Genomic DNA, 25,270 nt, shown 5'->3' with positions numbered 1-25,270 from the left:
GCTTATTCACTTGGAACTTGGCTACTTCTTTCCATTATCAATTCACTAAGAGTCGCATGCCTTACAAATACCATAAATATAAAGTTCTTTTTGTGAATTAGGATAAAGTTTTTCTATATCATTTCTAATTATTTCATTGAGAGGCACATCTTCAACTTTTCCACATTTTTTACAAATAAAATGCGCATGAGATTCTTTTGCTATCTCAAATTTTGGTTTTTGATGAAGACAAATTTCACTAATAACACCCTCTTCTTTTAAAGCATTAATATTTTTATAAATAGTAGCAAGCGAAATACTTGGAAACATCTCTTTTATATTTTCATAAATTTCCTCAATACTTGCGTGACCTTTTTTATCAAGCTCTCTTAAAATAGCAAGTCTTTGAGGAGTAGTCTTGAGATTTGATTCCTCAAGCAAACTTTTATAACTTTTCATATTTCCCTTTCTATTTACTTTTCTTTAAAAAGCTCTTAAAACTTTTTAAAGAAAAGTAAAAGGAAGAAATTAGCTGTTTTTAAATGCTTTTACCATTTCTTCCATTTCTTTTACATCATTCTCATCAATTAAATCTTCTATACTTACATATGCACCAACATTTCCTGTCATTGGTTCAATATCAGTATTTACTGGTAATGTTTTTTTACCAGGTTTCCAGTTTGCAGGAGTTACTTCACCAGTTTTATATGCATGTTGATGAGCAATAATTTGTCTTAAAAATTCTTTCACGCTTCTACCAACTGGTGGCGCTTGAACTTCCTCAGCTACAATTTGTCCATCAGGATTGATTAGAAATCTTCCTCTAAGAGCAAGTCCTGCACCTTCAATCATTACACCAAATTTTCTTGTAATTTCTCCTGTTGGGTCAGCTGCAATTTTAAGTTTAAGACCTTTAAGCAGTGGTTCAGTTTCTACAAATCTTTTATGAGAGAATTTTGTATCAGTAGATACTGCTAATACTTCAACACCTAGTTCTTTTAAGAATGGAAGTGCTGCATTCATTGCTGCAATCTCAGTTGGACATACAAATGTAAAATCTGCTGGATAAAAACATACTACTGTCCATTTACCTTTATAATCTTCACTGCTAACTTCTGTATAATGACCTGTTTCTGCATCATAAGTTTCTGCTTTAAATTCTGGCATTTGTTTTAAAACAAGTACCCCTTCTTGAGTTTTAACTTCTTCCATTTTTACCTCCTTAGTTTCTTGTGCTAATTCTTTTGTTTCTCTTTCACATGCCATTTGGCACCTCCTTATAATAAATTTTATGTTCAAATTATAATCTATTAAAATTTATTTGTCAAGGATAAAAAGAAGAAAAAGAAAAAAATTTTCCTTTAGAGGATTTTATCTAAGTCAATATTATAAAAAAGATTAGGATGTTCGAGTTTTACTTTCTCTACTATTTCTTTAATACTTTTATCACTCTTTTTCATTTCTTCTAAAACTACTGCTTTTACATCTTCATAATCAATAGGAAATTCACTAAGAATTGCTTTTTCAAGTTTAAGCTCTAAGTTTTCTTTCATAACCCCTTTTAAAGTTTCCATCATAGAAATATAATCTTCAGGAGAAATAACTACCTTTACATTGTTATCCTGTGTTAACATAACCCACATAGGCTCACTTAAATCGCCTTCAATCAATTCTAATTTTTTACACTCTACTATTGTTTTTGTATTTAATTTTTCTGCTGTTTCTCTAGCCATACCATTAAACCTTTTTGAGCATGAAGTCTATTTTCTGCTTCTGTAAATATTTCTTCAGCGTGTTCTTCAAAAACTTCTTCACTCACTTCATATCCTCTATATGCCGGAAGACAATGAAGAAACAAAGCATCTTTTTTTGCAAGAGACATTAAGTTTTTATCAACTTCAAAGCCCTTAAAGTCTTTTATTCTTTTTTCTTTCTCTTCTTCTTGCCCCATACTAACCCATGTATCAGTCGTTACTACATCTGCCTCTCTTACAGCCTCCTTAGGGTCATATAAAAATTCTATTTTTGCCTTGCTTTCTTTAGCAAACTCAAAAGCTTTTTTTTGAATAAAATCATCAACTTCATACCCTTTTGGAGTTGCAATTTTTAGATTAAATCCAAGTTTTGATGCTGAAACTACCCAAGAATTTGCCATATTATTTCCATCACCAACATATGCAACTGTTGTTTGACTTGGTTTATCAAAATCAAATTTTTCAAATTCAATCATTGTCATAATATCAGCAAGTAATTGCACTGGATGGCATAAATCAGTTAATCCATTTATTACCGGCACTTTTGAATATTTTGCAAACTCCTCTAGTCTCTCTTGACCAAAAGTCCTAATCATAACTAAATCAGCCATTGAACTAATCACTCTTGCCGTATCTTTAATAGGCTCACCTCTACCTAACTGAATATCTCTACTACTCAAAAATATACCATTACCTCCTAGCTGATTTATACCTACTTCAAACGATACACGAGTACGCGTTGAAGACTTTTCAAAAATCATAGCAAGTTGTTTATTTTTTAAGTATGGTTTGAAAACTCCGGCTTTAGTCTCTTTTTTGATTTCAAATCCGATACTTAATATCTCTTTAATTTCCTCTTTGGTATAATCTATCAGCCATAAAAAATGTCTCAATTTTTATCCTTTTGCTAAATTTATTAAGTTATAATTTTAACAAAAAAAAGGAGATTTTTTGAAAATTTCTAATATTGCAAATCTGCCAACTATTTATGGAGAGTTTAAAATCCAATCTTTTAAAGATCAAGAAAAAGAACACTTAGTAATATTTACGAAAAATCTTCCAGAAATACCAATTGTTAGAATTCATAGTGAATGTTTAACTGGAGATGCTTTACGTAGTCTTAAATGTGATTGTGGAGAACAATTAGAGTATGCGCTTAAGACTATTAATGAAAAAGGTGGTATGGTAATATACCTTAGACAAGAAGGTAGAGGTATTGGTCTTTTTAATAAAGTAAATGCATATGCACTTCAAGATAAAGGGCTTGATACCGTTGAAGCCAACCACCAGCTAGGCTTTGAGGCAGACCTTAGAGACTTTAGCATAGTAGAAGAAATTTTAAAAAATTTTGGAATAAAAAAAATAAAACTTTTAACAAACAACCCACGAAAAGAATTTGCATTTAAAGAGATTGAGGTTATTGAAAGAATCCCTATAAAAGTAAAACCAAATCCTTATAATAAAAATTACTTAAAAACAAAAAAAGAAAAGCTTGGACACAAGCTTTAGTAGCCAAGTTCTAAGTGGGAAGTTAATAGAGGTTAGTAGGGGTTATAGAGGTTAGTAAAGGATATTTTTTTTAAACCTCTATAACCCATATTACCTCTAATACTAATCAACCAATATACTTAAGGATTTACAATGCAAAATCTAAATCAGCAGTTTGATATTTTTGTCAGTGAACTTTTAAAATGGAATAAAACTCACAAACTTACAAACTATAAAAGTGAAGAAGAGATAAAAGCCCAAATCGAAGATAGTCTCTTTCCAATTGAAAAAATAAAAAATGTAAAAAGTGCTCTAGATATAGGAACCGGTGCCGGATTTCCAGGTTTAATTCTTGCTATTGCAATGCCTGATACTAAATGGTACTTAGTGGAACCTCTAAAAAAAAGATATAGTTTTTTAAACTATATAAAACTTCTTTTAGGGTTAAAAAATGTAATAGTTTGCCCTAAAAGATTAGAAGAGTTAGATAATGTAAAAGTTGAACTCATAACCAGCAGAGCTGTAACAAAAACAGAGACAATAATAAAAATAGCAAAACCATATCTTAATAAAAATGGTACAATACTATTATATAAAGGTTCAAATGTATTAGATGAACTCGAAAATATAAAAGCTAATATAATATCAAAAGGCAATAGAAATTATGTTTTTATAAAGGAAAACAATGGGTAAATTAATAATCTTTTTACTTATAATAGGAACAATTTATTTTTTCTTTTTTAAAAAACCTAAAGTCCAAAATAAAAATGAAAAAGAATGTAAAGATTTAATTTTATGTGATAAGTGCAAAACTTTTTATCCAAAAAATGAAATAAACACAATAGATAATAAAAATATTTGTAAGGATTGCTATGCTAATTCTTGAAGAGCCCTTTAGCAATGAAAAGTTTTATAGAGTAAAAACAATTGAAGATATAAAAAATTCTCCTAGTAACTCCACACTTATATTTCTCTACTCAGATTCATCTCTTGAAGTTTTTAACTTTTGTAAAAAAAACTCAATTGAGTATGGAGTTATTATAAATTCAATTAAAGAATTAATTTTTGTTTCAAACCTTAAAGCAAAATATATTTTTACCGATATTTTAGAAAAGGCATTAAAATTTCAACAAATTGCTGAAAAATATTTGCTTGATACAAAAATTGTATATCTAGCTAATTCACTAGATGAAATAGAAAAAACAGCAGAACTTGGAATAGATGCAGTTAAATTAAAGGAGAATTTATGAGAAAACCAAAAGTTACTCCAACTAACAAAGAAGTACTTTTAAAAGAAGAAGATTTTATAATCTCAAAAACTGATTTAAAAAGCAAAATTCTTTATGGAAACAGAATTTTTATTGAAATTAGCGGTTATAATGAAGACGAATTGCTAGGTCAACCTCATAACATTTTAAGACATCCTGATATGCCAAGATGTGCTTTTAAAATTTTATATGACCATATTCAAAATGGAAAAGAGTGGTTTGGATTTGTTAAAAATTTAAGAAAAGATGGAGGGTTTTATTGGGTATTTGCAAACATATCACCAACTTTTAATGCTAACAATCAGATAATTAGTTACTATTCTGTAAGAAGAAAACCAAATGATAATTTTAGAAACTTAATTGAACCATTATATAAAAAACTAAATTCAATTGAAGAAACTCATGGAATGGAAGCAGCATTGGAAGAAGTTAACAAACTTCTTGAATCAAAAAAACTAACGTTTAATGAACTTATGATAAAAATCCAAAAAGGAATAATCAATGAACTCTAAAATATTAAACTCAGTAGCAGCTTTGCTTTTTGGTATAATCAGTGTTTATGGTTTTTTTAATGGTGATTTTATTGTAGGAATTGGAAGTATTGTTGGTATTATTATAGTCTTACCTTTACTTAAAAAAGAAAAATCTCAAACAAATACTACTCTTTTAAAAAAAATACAAACTATTATAAAAAATATAGCTAACGGTCAATTTAACGATAGAATTACAAATATACCAGAAGATGACCCCTTATCTGAACTTGCATGGGATATAAATGACATTCTTGACCAATTAGAAGCATTTGAGAGGGATATTAAAGAGTCAATCAGAGCAGCTGAGAGTGGGATTGATTATAGAGATATTGCACTTGCTGGATACAAAGGCAGATTTAGAAGTACTGCTAGTATGATAAACGATGCTGTTAAAGCAATTTCTACTGCTATGAAAGAACAAGCTAGAAGTGAAATGTTTATTACTCTAAATAAATTAGGTGGAGGAACAAAAAAACAAATTAACGATATCAAAACTTCATTTAATACAAAATTAAAAGAATATATGCAAAAAATTGATTCTCTATCACAAGAAATTTATGAAGGTGCTAATGACTCAGCTTCAAAAATTGAAAATCTATCAAATGTACTTAATGAGTTAATTGAATTTATTGCTCATACAAATGAATCAATAAATATGCTATCTCAAAGAGCTGAAGAAATTGGTAAAATTGTTGAGTTAATTACAGACATAGCAGACCAAACAAATCTACTGGCACTTAATGCGGCAATTGAAGCAGCAAGAGCGGGAGAACATGGAAGAGGATTTGCAGTAGTTGCAGATGAAATTAGAAAACTAGCAGAACGTACTCAAAAAGCAACAAGTGAAATTTCTATTACTATCAAAACTCTCCAACAGGAAACAAGTGATATTCAATCAAATGCAGAAACAATAACAAATATGGCAAGTGCATCAAAAGACGATATTGATACAGTTAGCAGTTTAGTTTTAGGATTTAGAGATAAAGCTCAAGAAAATAGAAAAAATGTAGATTTTGCTCTTACAAGAATGTTCCTAGACCTTGCAAAACTTGCTCATTTAGTATACAAACTAAATGCATATGAAGCAGTAGTTGAAGAAAAATCAATTGAAAGAATACTACCTACTAACTGTGAATTTGGAAAATGGTTATTAAGTGATAACACATTTAAAAAATTTGGTTGTCTTGAAGAATATAAAAACATCAAAAACAATTATCACACACAAATACATGAACTTACAAATAAAGCTCTTGAATGTACAGAAGAAAAAAGCTGTATTAAAAATAAAGATAATATTATTAAAATATTTACAAAAGTTGACGAAGCTTCTCAAAAACTCTCTCAAGAGATAGAAAAACTATTTGACCATTACACTCAAAAACAATGTCAATAAGAAAATTCGACTTTCTTATTCTTTTTCTTATTTTACCTTTTATAATTATTAGTTTATTTTTAGTTAATGAAATATCTCAAAAACTTTTTTATAAAGAATTACTTTATATTGGAATCGGATTTATTGTTTTTATAATAGTTTATTTTATACCTATAAGAAAACTTCTATGGGTTATTCCTTTTATATATTGGTTAAATGTAATATTACTTTTAATGGTAGATTTATTTGGTATAAAAATACTTGGTGCTCAAAGATGGCTAAAAATTCCTATTCTTAATCTCACTATTCAACCATCTGAATTTATGAAAACCACACTTCTTTTAATGCTAGGATTTTTAATTTATAAATACCCTCCTAGACTCGTTTATAATTTAAAAGAATTTTTGAGATTTTCAGTTTATATACTAATTCCTTTTTTTCTTATAGCCAAAGAACCTGATTTAGGTACTGCTCTTATTACTCTTATTATTGGGTTTGGAGTACTCTTTATAGTAGGAGTTGATAAGAAAATATGGATAAGTATCTCTATTTTTAGTATTATTTTTGTGCCTATTGCTTATAAATTTTTATTAAAAGATTATCAAAAAAAAAGAATCGAACATTTCTTAAATAAGCCTAGCTATCATGTAAAACAATCTCTTATAGCAATAGGGAGTGGTGGACTTACTGGAAAAAATAAAAATGAAGCTACCCAAACTCAATTAAAATTTTTACCAATTGCTAGTAGCGATTTTATTTTTGCTTATTTGGTCGAAAGATTTGGATTTATAGGAGCTTTGAATATAATTATTTTATATTTTATATTAATTTTTTATCTTTTAAAACGAGCTGAAAAGTTAAAAGATGACTATTTTGCAAAAGTAATGTATGCAGGTGTAGCTTTAATGATTTTTATATATGCATTTGTAAATATTGCAATGACTATGAATTTAGCACCAGTTGTAGGAGTACCTTTACCTCTAATTAGCCATGGAGGAACTAGTTTTATAAATTTTATGATTTTATTTGCGATTTTGGAAAATTTAGTATCTAGAAAAGAGTTTTTACACTCTCATGGAGTAAAATAACTCTAAGTAGCAAATTCCAGTTTTAGTTCCAAGTCAAATATTGTTAAAACTTATACCAATTCTCAATTAGTTACTGATGTTACGCAGTAAAAATTTTTAATAGTATAAAACCTAAATGAGTGAAACAATTAAGAATTTTAGCGTAATAAAGACGTTAAAAAAAGCATTCTGTTTGAGCGAAAGCGAGTTAATGCTTTTTAGTCTTTATGAAGCGTTAAAAAATTCTTAGTTTTGTTGAACGAATTTAGGTTTTATCCTTGATAAATAATACCAGTTCTCAATTAGTTGGTTACTTTAAAAATGTTTAAAACTCCCATTATTTCAATACTTTTTATCATTTTTCCCGACCACTAAACAGAGGAGTATTATAGGTTGTAAAGGTAATAGATGTAATAGAGGTTTTATAATATACTAACCTCTACAAACTCTACTCGGAACTTGGAACTTGGCCATTTTTATATAAACTCCATTTTCCATTGTTCATTCTCAACTACTTTTAACTGGTATTATTTCCACTTCAACTGCTTTAAATCTTGCAGTTTTTACTTTATGATCAGCAACATCACCAAATAAGTAATTTATATGGTTTTTTGCAAAATGAAATGTAGTAAAAAGTGTAAATGGACGTACTTTGTTTGTAAATTTAACCTTTAAAGGTCTGCTCTCCCCATAAACTGACTTTAGTTTTACCAGCTCCCCTATTTCGCCTTTATGACATTCGTTTACTAATAAAATATCATCTGAATATTTACTTGTAAGTTTCTCACTTTGTTTTGTTTGAGCAGCATTATTGTACTGTGCTAGTGCTCTTCCAGTATTGAGATACCATCTTCTTTTACCTTCAACTAAATCCTTAACTTCTCCTCTAATGTGATATTTATGATAATGAAAGTGACCTTTCCCATCAGGAGTACTAAACTTTTCTAAATGAAGTACTGGTGAATCGCTTCCATCTTCACTAATTGGCCATTGAAGAGGTTTTTTCTCTAATCTCTCATATGTAGCACCTTTAAATCTACTAACTTCTTTTTTGCATTCCTCAAAAACTTCCTCACTAGTTTTATATTTCATTTCCACACCAATTCTGTTTGAAATTTCTTTTATAACCTCCCAATCATCAGGTAAATGACTTTCAATCAGAGGTTTACCTAAATGAAGTCTTCTTTCTGCATTTACATAAACTCCACTTTTTTCATAAGCACTTTTTACTGCAAAAACTATATCAGCTTTTTTTGTTATTTCATTATCCATAACTTCCATTACCATCAAAAATTCCAAGTTTTCAAAAGCTTTATGTATTTTATTCTGATTAGGATGAATATGAAGTATATCTTCTCCCATATTTAAAATTGCTTTTATTTTACCTTCAAGTATAGCATCTATAACATCAGGTGTCATAAGTCCAATATCTTCTTCTCTCGGACGGATATAATCAGGTAAATAGTAAGGCAAACAGCCTACATCACAAGCACCTTGAACATTATTTTGTCCACGAAGAGGTAAAACGCCAGCACCTTTTTTGAAATTTCCAGTAAGCATTACTAAATTACTTATTGCATTTACACTCTCCGTCCCATCAATATGCTCAGTAATTCCAAGTCCCCAAGTAAAAATCGTTTTTCTTGTTATTAACTTTGCAATCTCTTCAATTTGAGTTTTTATTTTCTCAAAACCTTTTAATTTTTCAAAAAACTCTTTAGAATACTTATCTTTAAGAAGAAACTGCTTATATTCATCAAACTTAACACATCTTTTTCTTATAAACTCTTTATCAATTAAGTCTTTTTCAATAAGTTCTTTTGCAATAGCATTTAAAAATAAAAGATTTGATTCAAATGGAAGTATCACTTTCACATCAGCAAATTTCATTAATGGAATTTCTCTAACATCAGCTACAATAAGTTTTGCTCCTCTTTTTTTAGCTTTTATTATTCTGCTTGCTACCATTGGGTGGGCTTCTGTTGTATTGCTACCTATAACAAATATAGTTTCAGCTTCAAAAATAGAGTCAAAATTTACACTACTTGCCCCTTCACCTATACTCATTTTAAGTCCAGATAGACTTGGTGAATGACAAACTCTCGCACAGTTATCAACATGTGGAGTTTTTAAAACTTTTCTTGCAAAATGCTGAAAAAGCCAAGTACTCTCAATATTAGTCCTAGCTCCACCAATGCAAGCAATTGAACGACTTGTATATTTTTTAACAATATCCTTAATTTTCCATGCTGCAATATCAAGTGCTAAGCTAAGAGGCGCTTCATAAAATCTTTCATCATATTCAAATAAATTAGCAAGTCTAACCTGCAGCTCAAAAGGCATAATACTAGCATTCTTTTTTATAAAATTAAAACTTATTAAATGTTTTTGGAGTCTATTTTCTAAATAATCAAACCCATATTTACCTTTTATACACAATTCCCCTCCGCTTGATATACCATTTTTTACAGGCTTTATTTTTATAATTTTTTTATCTTTAACCTCAGCTTCTATCTCACAACCCACTCCGCAATAGGTGCAAACAGAAATCATTTATACCCTTTTTTGACTAAATATATCTTATTTTATTATTTTTTGCAATAGTTTATCCTGAATATTAATTGGCAAGTGTGTAAAAAGTTTAATCAAATAAAAAAAAAGTTTTGGAAAAGCATACTCTTTTTTTTCTTTTTCTATTGCGTAAACTATTTCTTCAACTCCTTCATTTAACTCCATTAAAAAAGGCATATAAAAATCATTTTTATCTGTCATATCAGTTTTAATAAATCCAGGAAGTATATTTATAACTTTTATATTATCATTTGCCAGTAAATTTCTAAGAGACTGAGCATAAGAATTTAATGCTCTTTTACTAGCACTATAGGCGAGTGAAGTTGGTGCGGCTACAAGTGAAGCAAGAGATGAAATTAATACAATTTTTCCCTTTTTTCTCTTTTGCATATCAGGCACAATTCCTTCAAGAAGTGCATGAATACTTAAAAAATTTATCTCCATTGTCTTTTTAAATTCATTAAATGGAGTAAAATAAGCAGAGTGCGGCAGAGAAATTGCAGCATTTGCTATTACAATATCTATATCTTTAATGCTTTTAGAGAACTCTCTAACTTTCTCTAAATCAGCCAAATCCAAAACAACTGGTTCTATTTTATTAGAAATTTTAGCAAGATCTTTTAATTTTTCTTCATCTCTTGCAATAGCATATATTTTGTCTGCCTTATTTAGATATTTTAATACTAATTCTCTACCAATGCCTCTACTTGCTCCAGTTATAACAATATTCATCAGTTTCTCCTTGTATAAAGGTAATAAAAGGTTAGTAGAAGTATTAGAGGTGAGTATAGGTTGTATAGATTAGTAGAGGTTAGTATAAGAAATAACCTATATTACCCCTAAAAACCCTTAAAAAACCTCTAATACCTCTATTACCTCTACAACCCCTATACCTCTATTACCTCTAATTTTATTATTGTATATTTGGTATAATTGTTAATTGGTTATTGGTGTATTTGTATATTTGTTATTGGTACTGACTAAATATTGGCATTGAAAAGTTTTGGTATATTTCATAAATTACATAAATTAAAATTTAGTTTGCTGTATCGACTAGTCACATTTCTAAATTTACTAATAACAAATAACCAATAAACAAATATACTAATATTTAAAAGGTAACAAATGTTATATATCGTTTCAAAACTTTTTACTTATCTTTTTTTGCCTCCTGGAATTTTTATTATTATACTAACTATTGCTGGTTTTTTTGCTAAAAAATTCAAATGGCTTTTTTTCGTTAGTGCATTTTTTTTATATCTAATTTCGATAAAGCCAGTTGCTAATATACTAATTTCACCTCTTGAAAATATTACATATAAAGATAATATCAAACCTGTTGCCGTAGTTGTCTTAGGTGGTGGTACTAATTCTAAAGACACACTAAAAGCATACCCAGATGCATTCAAAAGAGAAGTTTATGGGCTATTAATTGCAAAAAAAGAAAATCTTCCTTTTATTTTTACAGGTGGAGGGCTTGGAAAAACAAAAGAAGCTGAAAATATAAAAAAAGACATCACTCTTTTATCTAAAACATGCAATTGCAACATAAAAGCATATTATGAAAACCTATCACTAAATACCTATCAAAATGCAAAATATACTGTCTTACTTTTTAAAAAACTTAATATGCCTTTAAAAATATATCTAGTTACCAGTGCATATCATATGAAAAGAAGCATTGCTTTATTTAAACACTTTGGTTTTAAAATCATTCCAAAGCCTGTTGGATTCTTTTATGACCCAGATTACACCATTTGGGATATTTTCCCAAATGAAGGGAACTTCCATAAAAGTTACAAAGCCATACATGAATATTTTGGACTTTTGAGTTTGAAACTAAGAGGAATTTAAATTTTTATATACATAATTTTTAAAGTCTTTTTTATTAAGATCTTAATAGTTTAATCTTTATATTCATTCTTATCCTTTTATAAAATATAAAAACACAAAAGCAATACCTATAAACAAAACAGAAGTTAAAACTACTAAATATGCAACTTTATGTGGATATAAGTTCAATAAAGCTGCCAAATTTACATTTGTAACTGCAAGAGGAGTTAATACTTCAAGTAAAACTGCTTTAAAATATAGCGGTTTTAGATTAAAAAAATGTAAAACAAAATAAGCTATTACAGGAAATATTAAGAACTTATTTATTAAAACAATTAAGTTTAATTTAAAATTAACTTCTTTAAACTTAACATCAGCTAAATAAACTCCAAAAATAAGAAGCTGTACTACAATTGAAGCAAATGCTCCCATTTGAAGAATTTTCATCACTTCTGCACTAAACTTAACCCCTAATATATTTAAAGTTAAAGCCAATATCCCAAACCATATTACTGGAATTTTAATTATCTTTTTAAAAGCACCTTTAAAAGAATACTCGCCTTTTGCAAAGAAAAAAATTCCAAATGAATAAATAAAAAAAATATTTGCAAGATTTATTATTGTAGCAATACTAGCTCCTATTTCGCCAAAAAGAGCATAACTTAAAGGAATTCCAAGATTACCTGTATTTCCTATAAGAGGTGTAAGAGAAACTATTATTCTCTCTTTTTTATCTTTTAATATTAATGAAAATAAAAATGTAAAAATAAATGCAAAAAACACTGCTATTAAATATGATATAGGTGAAATTATTAAATCATAATTAAGAGGAATTAGCATAATCACCCACAACGTTAAGAAAGGTTGAAGAAAGTAAGTAGAAAGAATTACAAGTGTTTTACCTTCTACTTCTTTAAATATTTTTTTAGCCCAAAAGCCAATTATAATAAAAAGATAAATTCCAAAAACTATAAGCATTACGCCATTAAATTAAGATTTACCCCAGCACCAGTAGCCATTGCAACTTGCTGAGCAATGTATTGTTTTTGTTGCTGTTGATGTTGTATATTTTTAGCTTCTTCAAGCTGTTTTTGTTGAATTTGATTATCTTGTTGAGTTTGTTGTAACTGATTATTTTGCTCCATTTGTTGTCTTCTGAGTCCATCCATCGCACTAGGATCATTTACTATTGAAGTTTGTATGTTGTTTACTTGCATTTCCCCTCCTTTTTTATTTAATTATATCACTTCTTTATAAATTTTACAATCTCATCTTTAATTTGAGACTTATCAATTATATTCTCATTTGTTATCTCTTTGTCAAACAGTTCTCTAATAATTTCTGGTGCTTTTACATCATAGTGCGTCTCAATATAAACAATGGCATCTTTATCTGATATAGTATTTTCTTCAACTTCAGCTATTTCTCTATCAATATCTTCATTAGTTAAAGCCTTATAAATACTTGGAGCAAATTTTGTCCATTCAGCTGTAGAATAAGCTACTACATAATTTTTTATTTCTCCTTTCTCTTTTAAATACTCATAAGCTTTAACTGCTGTTGCAGTATGAGGGTCCATTAGATAATTTTCATTATTTGCATATCTTTTAATTATCTCTTCACATTCACCATCAGTTGCAAAATCAGCATCAAAATCTTCTTGAATTACATTTAGTTCTTCCTGAGTTAATTCAAAATAACCATTCTCTTCTAAAGACTCTAAAAGCTCTTTTGTTCTATTTTCACCAAATTTATCAAAAAGCACTCTTTCAACATTACTAGACTTTAAAATATCCATAGCAGGAGATATTGTTTTTATAAGTTTTTTATCTCTAAGATCGTATCTTCCATATTTTATTAGCTCATAAAGCACATTGTTTTTGTTTGAAGCAATTATAATCTTTTCGATAGGTAGACCCATTTTTTTAGCATAATAAGCTCCAAGTGCATTTCCAAAGTTTCCACTAGGAATAATGACATCTATTTTATCCATTAGTAAAATTTCGCCATTTTCTACTAATTTTAAATATGCCCAAAAATGATAAATAATTTGAAAAATAATTCTTCCAAAATTTACACTGTTTGCAGCTGAGAGTTTAATTCCCTCTTCCTCTAAAGTTTTTCTAAAATCTTCATTTTTAAGTAAATTTTTAAGAGCACTCTGAGCATCATCAAAATCACCTAAAATTCCAAAAACTTTTTCATTTGAAGCATTAGTTGTTACCATTTGAAGTTTTTGAACTTCACTTGTTCCTTTATGAGGATACAAGCATACTACTTTTATATTTTCTTTATTTTCAAAAGTTTTGAGTGTTGCAGGTCCTGTATCACCAGAAGTTGCTGCCATTATTAGATAATTTTCATTTCTCTCTTTTGCAAGATTTGATAAAATCACACCAAATGGTTGAAGTGCCATATCTTTAAAAGCACGAGTAGGTCCATGCCAAAGCTCAGCTATACTCAAATCCTCCTTAACTTTTACAACTGGCACTACATCAGGATCATCAAAATTTCTAAGATATGTATAAAGAGCCTTATTTAAAAGATCTTTACCAATATCAATCTTAAATAAAGATAAAATTCCTGCTGCAAGATTTTTATACGTTTTTTCATCTCTGTCATCATAATGTTTAATTAAAAATCTTTCATCAATTTTAGGAAGTTTTTCTGGTACATATAGACCACCATTTAGAGCTGCCGGATTTAAGATAACTTCGCTAAAACTTTTCTTTTCAATAGTCCCACGAGTCCCTATAAACTTCATTATAAGCCTTTTTTATTGAAATTATATCAAATTGGTATATTAGTATATTAGTTATTGGTTAATTGGTTAATTTGTAAAATATTATGTCAACTCACCAATATACCAATTACCAATATACCAATTACCAATATACCATTTAAATTGTTATAATTCTACCAAAAAGGCTAATAGTGATACCTTTTCATATCCATAGCGACTATTCACTTCTTCATTCATCAATAAAAATCAAAGACTTAGTAAAAAAAGCTAAAGAGTATGGATACAAATCACTTGGAATTACAGAACTTGATAATATGTTTAGCGCAATTGAGTTTTATGAAAACTGTAAAAAAGAAGAAATAAACCCTATTATCGGGATTGATGCTCTTATAAATAGAAATAATAACCTATTTAGAATGGTATTAATTGCAAAAAATTATGAAGGGTATAAAAACTTAATGTATTTAAGCTCTATTAGTTATTTATATCATATGAAAGGTTCTCTTGCTATTTTGCCTTATGAAGAACTTATAAAAAATCAAAATAATATAGTCGTAATTTTACCTATGATGGAAAGTGAAATAGGATTTCATTTAAATATCTTAGATGAACAAAATGTTTTAAATGGTGCTAAAGGAATAGAAAAAGCAAAAGAAATTGCTAAACTTCTAAAACAAGATATAAATGAGCTTTATTTAGAAATTAGAAGAGACAGTTTTAAAGAGTCTTTAATAGAAAAAGATTTGATTCATATCTCAAATGAGTTAAATATTCCCTTAATAGCTTCATCAAATATTTATTATCTTGATAAACTTGATTATATTTATAAAGATGCTCTTGAATGTATTGAAAGTAACAAACAATTTGATGACATTCATAGAGAATTTGATATAGGAGAATACTATTTAAAATCAAAAGAGGAGTATGAGAAAATTTTTAAAAATTTACCTAATGCAATTGAAAACAATAAAAAACTTTTCTCTGATATAGATATTCAAATCCCGCTTGGAAATCCAACTCCTCCTACCTTTAAATTTACAAAAGAGTATGCAAAAAAAGAAGGGCTTGATATTGAAAGCGATGTAGAATATTTCGAGTATAAATGCTGGCAAGGACTTGAGAAGAGACTAAAAAAAATTCCAGAAAATTTACATGAAGTTTATAAAAAACGCCTTGAATATGAGATAAATATTATAAAGCAAATGAAATTTCCAGGATATATGCTAATTGTTTGGGACTTTATTAACTACGCAAAAGACCCAAGCCGTCATCTAAGAGGTGATGGAAACAAAATTCCAGTAGGTCCAGGACGTGGTAGTGCTGCTGGGAGTTTAGTTGCATACGTACTTGAAATTACAAATATTGACCCTATAAAATACGGTTTGCTTTTTGAGAGATTTCTAAATCCTGAGAGAGTTTCAATGCCCGATATTGATGTTGACTTTTGTCAGGAAAGAAGAGATGAGGTTATAGAATACGTACAAAAAAAATATGGAAATGAAAACGTCGCACAAGTTATAACATTTGGTTCTTTACTTGCTAAGGGTGTACTTAGAGATGTAGCAAGAATTTTTGGAATAGATTATTCAACTGCTGATAAATTCGTAAAACTAATACCAGACCAACTTGGCATTACACTTGAAAAGGCAAAAGATCTTGAAAGTAAGATTGCTCAGATTATAAATGAAGATCCACTTTATGAAAGACTTTATTCATTTGGAGAATCTCTTGAAGGTCTTAAAAGAAATACAGGAAAACATGCTGCAGGTGTAGTTATAAGTGATACTAAACTCTGGAATAAATCCCCTCTATACAAACAAGATGAACATGACGAATTTCACACTACTCAATATTCTCTAAATTATTTAGAACCAGTTGATCTAATTAAATTTGACTTTTTGGGACTAAAAACCCTCACTGTAATTGATAAAGCTATCAAAAATATAAAAATTAATCGCAATATTGAAATAAACATAGATGACTTGACACTTGACGACCCTAAAGTATTCGAACTTATTCAATCAGGAAAAACACTTGGATTATTCCAAATAGAATCAGATGGAATGCAAGACTTAGCTAAAAGACTTAAACCAAGTAATTTCGAAGATGTAATTGCTATGCTAGCTCTATATCGTCCAGGTCCAATGGATGCAGGAATGCTTGATGATTATATCGAAAGGAAACATGGAAGAAAACCTATTAGCTATTTTTATGATGAATTTGAAGAGGTCTTAAAACCAATACTTGAACCAACTTATGGAGTTATTGTATACCAAGAACAAGTAATGCAAATAGTTCAGGCAATTGGTGGATTTAGCTTAGGTGAAGCAGATATTATCCGTAGAGCTATGGGGAAGAAAAAAGCTGATTTAATGGCAAAATATGCTGAAGAATTTGCAACCCGTGCAAAAGAAAAAGGCTTTTCTTATGAAAATGCAAAAGCATTATTTAATTTAATAGAAAAATTTGCAGGGTATGGATTTAATAAATCCCACTCAGCTGCTTATGCAATGATTACTTATCAAACTGCTTGGCTTAAAACATATTATCCTACCGAATTTTTTGCAAGTCTGCTTACATATGAGGCAGACAATACTGACAAAATTGCAAAATATATAGACGAAGCAAAATCTCTTGGTATTGAAATAATGCCGCCAAATGTTCAAAAATCAAATGCTGAATTTACACCTGCTAACGATAAAATACTATTTGGCCTTAGTGCAATAAAAGGAGTTGGAAGCAAAGCAATTGAAAGTATTGTTAATAATAGACCATTTAAAGATTTAGAAGATTTTATACTCAAAGTTGATACCTCTAAAGTAAATAAAAAAGTTTTTGAGCAATTAATCCGTTCAGGTGCAATGGACTCATTTGGATATACAAGAAAAACTCTTCTTCAAAATCTTGAAAAAATTCTTGAATTTAAAAAAAGAATAGAAGATAGAAAAAATGCAATAAATCATGCTAATTCTCTTTTTGCTGATATGGAAGTAGAAGAAAAAAGTGAACATTTAGAAATTAATGAAACAAATGAATTTGATATGAAAACCAAACTCCAGGGAGAGTATGAAACACTTGGATTTTATGTCTCAGCCCATCCCCTTGATCCATATAAAGATGCTATAAAAGATATAAAATATAATCTCTCAAGCGAAATTGAAGAAATTATAGGCCAAGTTGCTCTCTTTATAGGAAAAATTGAAGGAATGAAAGTAAGGATATCAAAAAAAGGTAATAAATTTGCTATAGCAAACTTAATGGATTATCATGGTAAAATTGATATTATGATATTTGAAAGAGATCTTGAAAAACTTAATGAGTTTAATCTTGATGAACCAATTGCTATAAAAGCTCAAGTAGATAAAGTAGGAGAATTTTTAAGAATTACTTGTAGAAAACTTATGAGTTTAGTTGAAGCAAAAAATGAAAAAGCTGCTATTAAAGAAGAAACAGTATTAATAGAAAAAGAACTATCTGAAAATTATGAAGAAGAGTTACTTGAGCTTTATAATTATATTACCAAAAACCCGGGAAGTAAAAGGGCAGTTTTATTTTTAAAAACGCCTTTTGGATTTTCTTTAAAAGTTGAAACTAATTTAAGATGCAACATTTAGAAAGTATTAGGGGTATTAGGGGTTAGTAGGAGTATTATAAGTTTTAGAGGTTGTATAGTCATAACCTATACTAACCTCTACTCACCTCTATTAACCAATTCTTTTATCTTTTCTTTAAAATTGCATAAAAACTGAGGATACTCTTCATCAACTTTGCTTAAGTCTACATATTCTTTCATAAATTCATCTAAAGAGATACCTGATTGCATCCCAAGAGAGTATCCTTTAAACATCTCTTTTAGTTTAGCAGATGTAACCAAATCAACCATTGATTCAGCAAAAGCTATTCCCTCATCAATCATACCCTCTTTCCAAAAACCTATCATATTGTCAAATAATGTAACTACTGCGAAAAGTTCTTCTTCATTTTCTAAATCAAACTTTTCATTATTTGATAATTTTAATTGATACAAAGCAAATGCATCTTCAAAAGCTTTTTTGAAAGATTCTTCTGCTTCTTGAGTATTCCCTTTAGTTAGGGCATTTCTAAATTCAAAATAATTTTTTTTAATTTGTAAATCTTCCATAAATTTCCTTTTTTTGTTTAATTTTAACATTTTATTTGCTTTTTTCTTAATTTAGCGCTATAATGTCAGTGCAAATTTAAATTTTAGGAAATTACATGGAAACAATTTACGTAGGAAACATTAACTATAACGCAAGCGCCGATGAACTTAAAGAATTATTCTCACAATACGGCGAAGTACTATCATCAAAAATAATCAATGATAGAGAAACAGGAAGAAGTAAAGGTTTCGGTTTTATCGAAATGGAAAGTGGAGCAGAGACTGCAATAGAAGAACTTGATGGAAAAGAATTCCAAGGTAGAAGACTTAGAGTAAACGTTGCTAGACCAAGAGAAGCGAGAGCTTAATCTTTTGGTTTTTTTAATACAAAAATAAAGTGTCAGAGAAATTTAGGTTTTAGAGGTTGTAAAAGTGCTATAACCTTTATAACCACTACAACCCCTACTAACCTATACAACCTCTACTCACTTCGTTCGCATTGTCTATTTTACATTGGTGTTACCTTATATTTTTCTTAATTTAAGCATACTTTAAGATTAAAAAAGTAAAATTTCAAACTAATTAATTTACCTTAAAGGATTAAAATGAAAAAAGGTATTCATCCTGAATATGTAGAATGTACTGTAAGTTGTACTTGTGGGCATACTTTTAAAATTTTATCAACTAAACCTACTTTAAGAATTGAAGTTTGTAATGAGTGCCATCCATTCTATACTGGTAAAGAAAGAAATATAGACAGAGGTGGAAAAGTAGATAAATTTAAGAAAAAATACGGTCTTGCTTAATTGCTAACACTCGTCCCTACTCCAATAGGAAACTTAGACGATATTTCAAAAAGGGCTTTTTTAGCCCTTAAAAATGCAGAAATTATCTTTTGCGAAGACACAAGAGTTACAAAAAAGCTACTAAACCTTTTAGATATACAACTTAGTAAACAATTCATTTCAATGCACTCACATAATGAAAATAAAGTATTAAAAAGCATTGACCCAGAAATTTTAAAATCAAAAAACTGTATTTATGTAAGTGATGCTGGAATGCCAGGAATTAGTGACCCTGGAAGCAAACTCATTCAATTTGCTCAAGAGCACAACATTCCATATAGTGTTTTACCTGGAGCTAATGCGGCATTATGTGCATATGTAGCTAGTGGCTTTGAGGGAGAATTTTGTTTTTTTGGTTTTTTACCTCACAAAGGAAAAGAAAGATTAGAAAAATTAAAAAAAATTTTACAAAACGATAAAATTTCCATACTTTATGAATCTCCTCATAGAATTGAAAAACTTCTAAAAGAATTAAAAGAATTAGCTCCTAATAGAGTTATATTTTTAGCAAAAGAAATAAGTAAGATGCACGAAACATTTATAAAAGGCAAAGCTAAAGATATTAAATTATCTAATACAAAAGGTGAATGGGTAGTAGTAATAGATAAAACTAAGAAGCCTCAAAAATTAGAACTGACTTTTGAAGATATTTTAGAACTAAATCTCCCTTTAAAAGAAAAATCTAAACTCCTCTCAAAAATCAGCAAAAAAAGCGCAAAAGAAATCTACCAAGAATTATTGGGTTGATTGGTTATTGGTTAATTAGTAAACACTGACTAAATAAGTGAAACAATTGCAAATTTTAGCGAAATAAAGGCGTTAAAAAAAGCATTCTGTTTGAGCGTAGCGAGTTAATGCTTTTTAACTTTTATTGAGCGTTAAAAAATTTGCTCTTTTGTTGAACTTATTTAGTCAGTACTAATTAGTATATTCTCACTTTTTTTGATAAAATACATTTATGATAGTTTATGGAAAAAGAGTCGTAGAATATATTATTCAAAAACATCCTAATATTGTTAAAGAAATACTAATTGCAAAAAAGCTAAGTAAAAACGAATTAAAAAAATTTAGAAATTTTAAAATAAAATTTATAGAAAATAGGCTAGCACAAAAATTAAGTAAAAATCAAAACCATCAAGGCTTTTTTGCAAAAATAGATTTTATTCCTCCAAAATGGGATATTGAAGGCAGAAGAATTTTAATTCTTGATAATGTAACAGATATGGGAAATATAGGAGCAATAGTTAGAACTTCTTATGCACTTGGCATTGATCTACTGATAATTACTGGAATAAAAGAATTAAAATGGGATAGAGTGATAAGAACAAGTGCTGGTGCAGCACTTGATATGAAAATAGTTGTTTTTCATAATATTTTAGAACTTATAAACATCTTAAAAACAAAAAATTATCTATTAATTGGTGCAGATTTAGGAGGAAAATGTAAAATTACAAAAAAAGAAAAAATAGCTCTTATAATGGGAAATGAAGGAGAAGGACTTAGTAAAAAGGTCAAAGCAAAATTAGATGAAATTCTTACAATTGAAATGAAAAAAGAGTTTGATTCATTAAATGTATCAGTTGCTACTGGAATTTTGATAGATAGGATTACAAATGAATGCTGAAAAATTTTTTGAAAAGTATTCATTAGAAGAGATATCAAAACGCACAAAAATATCACCAATAACACTTAGATTTATAAAAAACAAAGAATATGATAAAGTCCAAAGAGTAAAATTTATTGGATTTATTAATCTTATTCAAAGAGAATTTAATATAGATTTAAGTGAATTAATAGAAGAATATGATCAAGTTTATAATACTTCCTATAAAGAAGAAAAAACTCATACTGAAAAAAATGAAAAAAATAATTTAATATTTATACTTGCAATTATTCTTCTTATAGTCACAGGAACAATAATCTATAAATATACAACTTCATCTAAAAACTCCCTATTAGAAATAAATACTACATCTCAAAACAGCTCAACTACAAACTTTGAAAAAATATACAATAAAAATACTTTAGAAATTAATTCTTCAGTTATAAATGAAGACAACTCATCTTTAAAAAATGAAAATAATTCTTCTAAAAATGAAAGTAACTTATCTTCAAAAAACAAAAGTAATTCTTCTACAGAAAAAAAACTCCTAATTCCTAAAACTATAACTATAATACCAAAAGAAAAATTATGGTATAGAGCAATTAATCTTGATACAAATAAAACATTTGAGTTTCTTACTTCAAAACCAAAAACCTTAACTGGTAGCAACTATTTTATAAAATTTGGTCATGGAAATTTAACAATTGAATACGGAAATAAAATAATAGAACCTAATACAAAAAAAATAATAAGAATCCTATTCAAAGAAGGCAATTTTTCATATGTAAAAAAAGGCTATAAACCATGAAAAAAATAATTTTTTTTTTAATAGTAACTTTATCTTTTGCAAAATTTGATAATTTAATTATAAATTTAATAGGAAAAGAAAAGTTTAACGAATATCATGGTCTAATTCAAACAGTAATAAACGACCAAAATGTTTCAACAATTCAAGAAGTAGTAACTATTCTAAAAGAAAATGGTTTAATTGAACTTTTCTTTAAAAAACCACAAATAATTCATCCTAGCTTTATATTTGAAAACAATAATCCTATATTTAATACCTTAACTTTATACAAAAGTCTTAAAAATTTAGGATATTACTATTTTTTCCCAATTAATATAGAAAAAAACGGTGTTTATAAAATTACTATAGAAATGCAATCAACTCATCATATCGATCCTGTAAACTTTATAAATGAAATTCAAAATTATGGTTGCATGGTAACTGAAATAAAAAAAATAAATAATAATTTTGAATATTTTATTGACTGTCAAAATGAAATAATAAATGCTCCTAAAATTTCAGATAAAACAAAAGCATACTTAAACGTTCAAGGAGAATATTGGTTTAATACTAATGGTTTTAGAGAGGCTTTAATTAGCTCATCTAAATATGATTTATGGCATCCATATATAGTATTTTATGATAAAAATTTAAATATAATAAATATTATTACAAAAAATAATATTCAAAAAAAGATAAAAATTACTATTCCTAGTATTTGCAAATACATAAAAATAAGAGATAATTACGCAAAAGAAAATATAAAAAGAGGAATATTTATAAAAGGAATAAAATGAATCATTTTGAAAGAATAGAGAGACTTCCTAATTATATATTTGCAGTAATTAATGATCTAAAACTTCAAGCACGTAGAGCTGGTGAGGATATTATTGATTTTTCTATGGGAAACCCAGATGGCCCTACTCCAAAACCAATTGTTGATAAATTAATTGAAGCTAGCACAAAACCTAAAAACCACAGATATTCAGTTAGCAAAGGAATTTATAAATTAAGAGAAGCTATATGTAATTGGTATGCAAGAAGATACTCAGTTACATTTGATCCAGAAACAGAAGCAGTTGTAACTATGGGAAGCAAAGAAGGATATGTACACCTTACTCAAGCTATTACAAATGTAGGAGATGTTGCTATTGTTCCTGATCCTACTTACCCTATTCATTCATATGCTTTTATGCTAGCAGGTGCTAGTGTTAGAAAAGTTAAACTTACATATAATGAAAAATATGAACTAAATGAAGATGAGTTTTTTGATAGTCTAAAACAAGCAATGATCGAAGCTGTACCTAAACCAAAATTTTTAGTACTTAACTTTCCTCACAACCCTACAACTGTAACAGTTAGTAAAGATTTTTATCAAAAAGCAGTAGATTTTGCTAAAGAAGAAAACCTTTACATTATTAGCGATATTGCATATGCAGATATTACATTTGATGGATACAAAACTCCATCTATTTTTGAAGCAAAAGGTGCTAAAGAAGTAGCAATTGAAAGTTTTACATTATCTAAAAGCTATAATATGGCTGGATGGAGAGTTGGTTTTATGGTTGGAAATCCTGTATTAATAGGTGCTCTTCAAAAATATAAATCTTGGATTGATTATGGAATGTTTACACCTATTCAAGTTGCGGCAACAGTAGCCCTTAGAGATTATCAATATTTAGTGAAAGACATAGTAAACACATATGAAAAAAGAAGAGATGTATTAATTGAAAGTTTTGCTAATGCGGGCTGGGAAATTGAAAAACCAAAAGCCACAATGTTTATTTGGGCAAAAATTCCTAAAATTGCTAGACATCTTGGAAGTCTTAAGTTTTCAAAAAGACTGCTTACAGAAGCTCATATTGCCGTTAGTCCTGGAATAGGCTTTGGGGCATATGGAGATGAATATGTAAGAATCGCTTTAATTGAAAATGAAAAAAGAATACGTCAAGCTGCAAAAAATGTAAAATATTTTCTTAAAAATTTAAAGGAAAACAATGGTTAAGATAGGAATTGTAGGAGTTGGAACAGTAGGCGAAGCAGTTATAAAAAACTTAGAAAAAAATAAAGAATTAATTAAAGCTAGAGCTGGAAAAGAGATAAAAGTTATAAAAGGTGTAGTTAGAAATTTAAATAAAAAAAGACTTGTAAATATTCCACTAACAACTGATTACAAAGATGTTACTCGCGACCCTGAAATTGATATAGTAGTAGAACTTATGGGAGGAGTTGAAGAAGCTTTTGAGGTTGTAAAAGATGCACTAAATCACAATAAAGCAGTAGTAACTGCAAATAAAGCACTTCTAGCTTATCATAGATTTGAGCTAGAGGAACTAGCAAAAGCTCCATTTGAATATGAAGCAAGTGTTGCTGGCGGAATTCCTATAATAAAAGCATTAAGAGATGGACTTAGTGCAAATCAAATAAAAGAAATTAAAGGAATAATTAACGGTACTTGTAATTATATCCTTACTGAAATGAAAAAAGGAAGAAACTACGAAGATGTTTTAAAAGAAGCTCAACAGCTAGGCTATGCTGAAGCTGATCCTACTTTTGATGTAGGAGGATTTGATGCAGCTCATAAACTTCTTATCTTAGCAAGTATTGCTTATAACATTGATGCAAAGCCAGAAGATATTTTGATTGAAGGGATAGAAAACATTAATCTCACTGACATAGAATTTGCAAAAGAATTTGGATATGAAATCAAGCTTTTAGGAATTGCTAAAAAAATAGCCTCTCAGGTAGAACTAAGAGTTCATCCTACTTTAATTAAATCTTCTCAGATGATAGCAAAAGTGGAAGGCGTTATGAATGCAATTAGTGTAATTGGTGATGTTGCAAAAGAGACGATGTATTATGGTCCAGGTGCTGGAGGAGATGCAACGGCAAGCGCTGTTATTAGCGATATAATAGAAATCGCAAGAGGTAATATAAATCCAATGTTAGGATATAAAATACCTCTAGAAATTGAAAAACTAACTCTTAAACCAATTGATGAAATTGAAAGTAAATATTACCTTAGAATTGCAGTAAACGATGAAATAGGAGTACTTGAAAAAATAGCTTCAATACTTGCAAAAAATAATATATCAATAGAAAGTTTCCTTCAAAAACCGAGAAACGGTTTTGTAAAACTTCTTTTTGCAACTCATAAATGTAAAGAAAAAGAAATAAAAAAAGCAATAAACCAAATTCAAAAACTAAATTTTGTTATAAAACAAATAAATTATATAAGAATAGAAGATTAAAAAAAGTTAATTTGTGTATTTTTATTAGCAAATTAGTATAATTGAAAGTGGAGAGT

At 28.4% G+C, this 25,270-nt stretch carries 27 protein-coding genes; 17 read left to right on the top strand and 10 right to left on the bottom strand.

The annotated features are described in order from the left end of the window. Positions 1–45 precede the first annotated feature (45 nt). The 4 genes from ACYQ1U_RS08835 to argF all read right to left on the bottom strand — a co-directional run bounded on the left by ACYQ1U_RS08835 (position 46) and on the right by argF (position 2,626). Positions 46–438, bottom strand: coding sequence for a Fur family transcriptional regulator (locus tag ACYQ1U_RS08835; protein WP_459886987.1), 393 nt, complete (start codon positions 436–438; stop codon positions 46–48). A gap of 69 nt (positions 439–507) precedes the next feature. Next, complete coding sequence (locus ACYQ1U_RS08830; protein WP_459886984.1) at positions 508–1,245, bottom strand: peroxiredoxin; 738 nt, start codon at positions 1,243–1,245, stop codon at positions 508–510. A gap of 95 nt (positions 1,246–1,340) precedes the next feature. Then, positions 1,341–1,712, bottom strand: a complete 372-nt coding sequence (locus tag ACYQ1U_RS08825) for a DUF2603 domain-containing protein (protein ID WP_459886981.1) — start codon at positions 1,710–1,712, stop codon at positions 1,341–1,343. After that, complete coding sequence (argF, locus tag ACYQ1U_RS08820; RefSeq protein ID WP_459886978.1) at positions 1,685–2,626, bottom strand: ornithine carbamoyltransferase; 942 nt, start codon at positions 2,624–2,626, stop codon at positions 1,685–1,687. The genes ACYQ1U_RS08825 and argF overlap by 28 nt, the downstream gene beginning before the upstream one ends. A 58-nt stretch (positions 2,627–2,684) precedes the next feature. On the opposite strand from argF, the gene ribA reads away from it, so the two are divergent. From ribA to ACYQ1U_RS08785, 7 genes are all read left to right on the top strand, one after another. Further along, positions 2,685–3,242, top strand: a complete 558-nt coding sequence (gene ribA, locus ACYQ1U_RS08815; RefSeq protein WP_459886976.1) for a GTP cyclohydrolase II — start codon at positions 2,685–2,687, stop codon at positions 3,240–3,242. Between the two features lie 132 nt (positions 3,243–3,374). Next, positions 3,375–3,914 carry a 16S rRNA (guanine(527)-N(7))-methyltransferase RsmG gene (gene rsmG, locus ACYQ1U_RS08810; RefSeq protein ID WP_459886974.1) on the top strand — a complete coding sequence of 180 codons (540 nt, stop codon included), beginning with the start codon at positions 3,375–3,377 and terminating at the stop codon, positions 3,912–3,914. Then, positions 3,907–4,107: a hypothetical protein gene (locus ACYQ1U_RS08805; protein WP_459886971.1), complete on the top strand. Its 201-nt coding sequence runs from the start codon at positions 3,907–3,909 to the stop codon at positions 4,105–4,107. Before rsmG ends, ACYQ1U_RS08805 begins: the two co-directional genes overlap by 8 nt. Continuing rightward, positions 4,094–4,471 carry a hypothetical protein gene (locus ACYQ1U_RS08800; RefSeq protein WP_459886968.1) on the top strand — a complete coding sequence of 126 codons (378 nt, stop codon included), beginning with the start codon at positions 4,094–4,096 and terminating at the stop codon, positions 4,469–4,471. The genes ACYQ1U_RS08805 and ACYQ1U_RS08800 overlap by 14 nt, the downstream gene beginning before the upstream one ends. Next, the gene (locus tag ACYQ1U_RS08795) at positions 4,468–5,001 is read left to right on the top strand and encodes a PAS domain-containing protein (RefSeq protein ID WP_459886965.1); all 534 of its coding nucleotides are present in this window, start codon (positions 4,468–4,470) and stop codon (positions 4,999–5,001) included. Before ACYQ1U_RS08800 ends, ACYQ1U_RS08795 begins: the two co-directional genes overlap by 4 nt. Beyond that, entirely contained in the window at positions 4,991–6,415 is a 1,425-nt protein-coding gene (locus ACYQ1U_RS08790) for a methyl-accepting chemotaxis protein (RefSeq protein ID WP_459886962.1), read from the top strand. The genes ACYQ1U_RS08795 and ACYQ1U_RS08790 overlap by 11 nt, the downstream gene beginning before the upstream one ends. After that, complete coding sequence (locus tag ACYQ1U_RS08785; protein ID WP_459886959.1) at positions 6,406–7,482, top strand: FtsW/RodA/SpoVE family cell cycle protein; 1,077 nt, start codon at positions 6,406–6,408, stop codon at positions 7,480–7,482. The genes ACYQ1U_RS08790 and ACYQ1U_RS08785 overlap by 10 nt, the downstream gene beginning before the upstream one ends. A gap of 486 nt (positions 7,483–7,968) precedes the next feature. Here the strand turns inward: ACYQ1U_RS08785 and ACYQ1U_RS08780 are convergent, their stop codons facing one another. Together ACYQ1U_RS08780 and ACYQ1U_RS08775 are read right to left on the bottom strand one after the other, a co-directional pair. Continuing rightward, entirely contained in the window at positions 7,969–10,014 is a 2,046-nt protein-coding gene (locus ACYQ1U_RS08780; RefSeq protein WP_459886956.1) for a molybdopterin oxidoreductase family protein, read from the bottom strand. A gap of 27 nt (positions 10,015–10,041) precedes the next feature. Continuing rightward, positions 10,042–10,764: an SDR family NAD(P)-dependent oxidoreductase gene (locus ACYQ1U_RS08775; protein WP_459886953.1), complete on the bottom strand. Its 723-nt coding sequence runs from the start codon at positions 10,762–10,764 to the stop codon at positions 10,042–10,044. Positions 10,765–11,157: 393 nt separating this feature from the next. Here ACYQ1U_RS08775 and ACYQ1U_RS08770 point away from each other — a divergent pair, with 393 nt between their 5' ends. Beyond that, positions 11,158–11,886, top strand: coding sequence for a YdcF family protein (locus ACYQ1U_RS08770; RefSeq protein ID WP_459886950.1), 729 nt, complete (start codon positions 11,158–11,160; stop codon positions 11,884–11,886). A 69-nt stretch (positions 11,887–11,955) separates the two neighbouring features. Here ACYQ1U_RS08770 and ACYQ1U_RS08765 read toward each other — a convergent pair whose 3' ends face one another. From ACYQ1U_RS08765 to thrC, 3 genes are read right to left on the bottom strand one after another with little or no spacing between them, the layout of a single operon-like run. After that, positions 11,956–12,843, bottom strand: coding sequence for an AEC family transporter (locus tag ACYQ1U_RS08765; RefSeq protein ID WP_459886948.1), 888 nt, complete (start codon positions 12,841–12,843; stop codon positions 11,956–11,958). Then, the gene (locus ACYQ1U_RS08760; RefSeq protein WP_459886945.1) at positions 12,843–13,082 is read right to left on the bottom strand and encodes a hypothetical protein; all 240 of its coding nucleotides are present in this window, start codon (positions 13,080–13,082) and stop codon (positions 12,843–12,845) included. Before ACYQ1U_RS08760 ends, ACYQ1U_RS08765 begins: the two co-directional genes overlap by 1 nt. 26 nt (positions 13,083–13,108) lie before the next feature. Next, positions 13,109–14,629 carry a threonine synthase gene (thrC, locus tag ACYQ1U_RS08755; RefSeq protein ID WP_459886942.1) on the bottom strand — a complete coding sequence of 507 codons (1,521 nt, stop codon included), beginning with the start codon at positions 14,627–14,629 and terminating at the stop codon, positions 13,109–13,111. 170 nt (positions 14,630–14,799) lie between these two features. Between thrC and dnaE the strand changes: the two genes are divergently transcribed. Further along, positions 14,800–18,222: a DNA polymerase III subunit alpha gene (gene dnaE / locus ACYQ1U_RS08750; protein ID WP_459886940.1), complete on the top strand. Its 3,423-nt coding sequence runs from the start codon at positions 14,800–14,802 to the stop codon at positions 18,220–18,222. A 77-nt stretch (positions 18,223–18,299) separates the two neighbouring features. Here dnaE and ACYQ1U_RS08745 read toward each other — a convergent pair whose 3' ends face one another. Further along, complete coding sequence (locus ACYQ1U_RS08745; protein ID WP_459886937.1) at positions 18,300–18,749, bottom strand: DNA polymerase III subunit alpha; 450 nt, start codon at positions 18,747–18,749, stop codon at positions 18,300–18,302. A 95-nt stretch (positions 18,750–18,844) separates the two neighbouring features. On the opposite strand from ACYQ1U_RS08745, the gene rbp reads away from it, so the two are divergent. From rbp to ACYQ1U_RS08705, 8 genes are all read left to right on the top strand, one after another. Beyond that, complete coding sequence (gene rbp / locus ACYQ1U_RS08740) at positions 18,845–19,096, top strand: RNA-binding regulator (protein ID WP_459886934.1); 252 nt, start codon at positions 18,845–18,847, stop codon at positions 19,094–19,096. Between the two features lie 237 nt (positions 19,097–19,333). After that, complete coding sequence (rpmE, locus tag ACYQ1U_RS08735; RefSeq protein ID WP_459886931.1) at positions 19,334–19,534, top strand: 50S ribosomal protein L31; 201 nt, start codon at positions 19,334–19,336, stop codon at positions 19,532–19,534. Next, a complete protein-coding gene (rsmI, locus tag ACYQ1U_RS08730) occupies positions 19,535–20,320 on the top strand; it encodes a 16S rRNA (cytidine(1402)-2'-O)-methyltransferase (protein WP_459886928.1) in 786 nt (261 codons plus the stop codon). Between the two features lie 211 nt (positions 20,321–20,531). Beyond that, the gene (locus ACYQ1U_RS08725; protein WP_459886925.1) at positions 20,532–21,197 is read left to right on the top strand and encodes a TrmH family RNA methyltransferase; all 666 of its coding nucleotides are present in this window, start codon (positions 20,532–20,534) and stop codon (positions 21,195–21,197) included. Further along, positions 21,187–21,984, top strand: a complete 798-nt coding sequence (locus tag ACYQ1U_RS08720) for a helix-turn-helix domain-containing protein (protein WP_459886921.1) — start codon at positions 21,187–21,189, stop codon at positions 21,982–21,984. Before ACYQ1U_RS08725 ends, ACYQ1U_RS08720 begins: the two co-directional genes overlap by 11 nt. After that, positions 21,981–22,760 carry a hypothetical protein gene (locus ACYQ1U_RS08715; protein ID WP_459886918.1) on the top strand — a complete coding sequence of 260 codons (780 nt, stop codon included), beginning with the start codon at positions 21,981–21,983 and terminating at the stop codon, positions 22,758–22,760. The genes ACYQ1U_RS08720 and ACYQ1U_RS08715 overlap by 4 nt, the downstream gene beginning before the upstream one ends. After that, positions 22,757–23,968, top strand: a complete 1,212-nt coding sequence (locus ACYQ1U_RS08710; RefSeq protein ID WP_459886915.1) for an LL-diaminopimelate aminotransferase — start codon at positions 22,757–22,759, stop codon at positions 23,966–23,968. The genes ACYQ1U_RS08715 and ACYQ1U_RS08710 overlap by 4 nt, the downstream gene beginning before the upstream one ends. Then, on the top strand, positions 23,961–25,214 hold the full coding sequence (locus ACYQ1U_RS08705) for a homoserine dehydrogenase (RefSeq protein WP_459886912.1): 1,254 nt from the start codon (positions 23,961–23,963) through the stop codon (positions 25,212–25,214). Before ACYQ1U_RS08710 ends, ACYQ1U_RS08705 begins: the two co-directional genes overlap by 8 nt. Positions 25,215–25,270: the final 56 nt, after the last annotated feature.

The sequence above is a fragment of the Caminibacter profundus genome (genome assembly GCF_054657155.1).
This window is presented reverse-complemented; position numbering and strand designations above follow the sequence as displayed.

What these genes read in the sequence shown, in the direction of transcription:
- thrC (WP_459886942.1), bottom strand. Translation starts at nt 14,629, where the DNA reads ATGAAGTTTATAGGGACTCGTGGGACTATTGAAAAGAAAAGTTTTAGC.
- ACYQ1U_RS08760 (WP_459886945.1), bottom strand. Translation starts at nt 13,082, where the DNA reads ATGCAAGTAAACAACATACAAACTTCAATAGTAAATGATCCTAGTGCG.
- ACYQ1U_RS08715 (WP_459886918.1), top strand. Translation starts at nt 21,981, where the DNA reads ATGAAAAAAATAATTTTTTTTTTAATAGTAACTTTATCTTTTGCAAAA.
- ACYQ1U_RS08705 (WP_459886912.1), top strand. Translation starts at nt 23,961, where the DNA reads ATGGTTAAGATAGGAATTGTAGGAGTTGGAACAGTAGGCGAAGCAGTT.
- ACYQ1U_RS08745 (WP_459886937.1), bottom strand. Translation starts at nt 18,749, where the DNA reads ATGGAAGATTTACAAATTAAAAAAAATTATTTTGAATTTAGAAATGCC.
- ACYQ1U_RS08720 (WP_459886921.1), top strand. Translation starts at nt 21,187, where the DNA reads ATGAATGCTGAAAAATTTTTTGAAAAGTATTCATTAGAAGAGATATCA.
- ACYQ1U_RS08800 (WP_459886968.1), top strand. Translation starts at nt 4,094, where the DNA reads ATGCTAATTCTTGAAGAGCCCTTTAGCAATGAAAAGTTTTATAGAGTA.
- rsmG (WP_459886974.1), top strand. Translation starts at nt 3,375, where the DNA reads ATGCAAAATCTAAATCAGCAGTTTGATATTTTTGTCAGTGAACTTTTA.
- ACYQ1U_RS08710 (WP_459886915.1), top strand. Translation starts at nt 22,757, where the DNA reads ATGAATCATTTTGAAAGAATAGAGAGACTTCCTAATTATATATTTGCA.
- ACYQ1U_RS08825 (WP_459886981.1), bottom strand. Translation starts at nt 1,712, where the DNA reads ATGGCTAGAGAAACAGCAGAAAAATTAAATACAAAAACAATAGTAGAG.
- ACYQ1U_RS08795 (WP_459886965.1), top strand. Translation starts at nt 4,468, where the DNA reads ATGAGAAAACCAAAAGTTACTCCAACTAACAAAGAAGTACTTTTAAAA.
- rbp (WP_459886934.1), top strand. Translation starts at nt 18,845, where the DNA reads ATGGAAACAATTTACGTAGGAAACATTAACTATAACGCAAGCGCCGAT.
- rpmE (WP_459886931.1), top strand. Translation starts at nt 19,334, where the DNA reads ATGAAAAAAGGTATTCATCCTGAATATGTAGAATGTACTGTAAGTTGT.
- ACYQ1U_RS08780 (WP_459886956.1), bottom strand. Translation starts at nt 10,014, where the DNA reads ATGATTTCTGTTTGCACCTATTGCGGAGTGGGTTGTGAGATAGAAGCT.
- ACYQ1U_RS08770 (WP_459886950.1), top strand. Translation starts at nt 11,158, where the DNA reads ATGTTATATATCGTTTCAAAACTTTTTACTTATCTTTTTTTGCCTCCT.
- ACYQ1U_RS08725 (WP_459886925.1), top strand. Translation starts at nt 20,532, where the DNA reads ATGATAGTTTATGGAAAAAGAGTCGTAGAATATATTATTCAAAAACAT.
- ACYQ1U_RS08765 (WP_459886948.1), bottom strand. Translation starts at nt 12,843, where the DNA reads ATGCTTATAGTTTTTGGAATTTATCTTTTTATTATAATTGGCTTTTGG.
- ACYQ1U_RS08805 (WP_459886971.1), top strand. Translation starts at nt 3,907, where the DNA reads ATGGGTAAATTAATAATCTTTTTACTTATAATAGGAACAATTTATTTT.
- ACYQ1U_RS08785 (WP_459886959.1), top strand. Translation starts at nt 6,406, where the DNA reads ATGTCAATAAGAAAATTCGACTTTCTTATTCTTTTTCTTATTTTACCT.
- ACYQ1U_RS08790 (WP_459886962.1), top strand. Translation starts at nt 4,991, where the DNA reads ATGAACTCTAAAATATTAAACTCAGTAGCAGCTTTGCTTTTTGGTATA.
- ACYQ1U_RS08775 (WP_459886953.1), bottom strand. Translation starts at nt 10,764, where the DNA reads ATGAATATTGTTATAACTGGAGCAAGTAGAGGCATTGGTAGAGAATTA.
- ACYQ1U_RS08830 (WP_459886984.1), bottom strand. Translation starts at nt 1,245, where the DNA reads ATGGCATGTGAAAGAGAAACAAAAGAATTAGCACAAGAAACTAAGGAG.
- ACYQ1U_RS08835 (WP_459886987.1), bottom strand. Translation starts at nt 438, where the DNA reads ATGAAAAGTTATAAAAGTTTGCTTGAGGAATCAAATCTCAAGACTACT.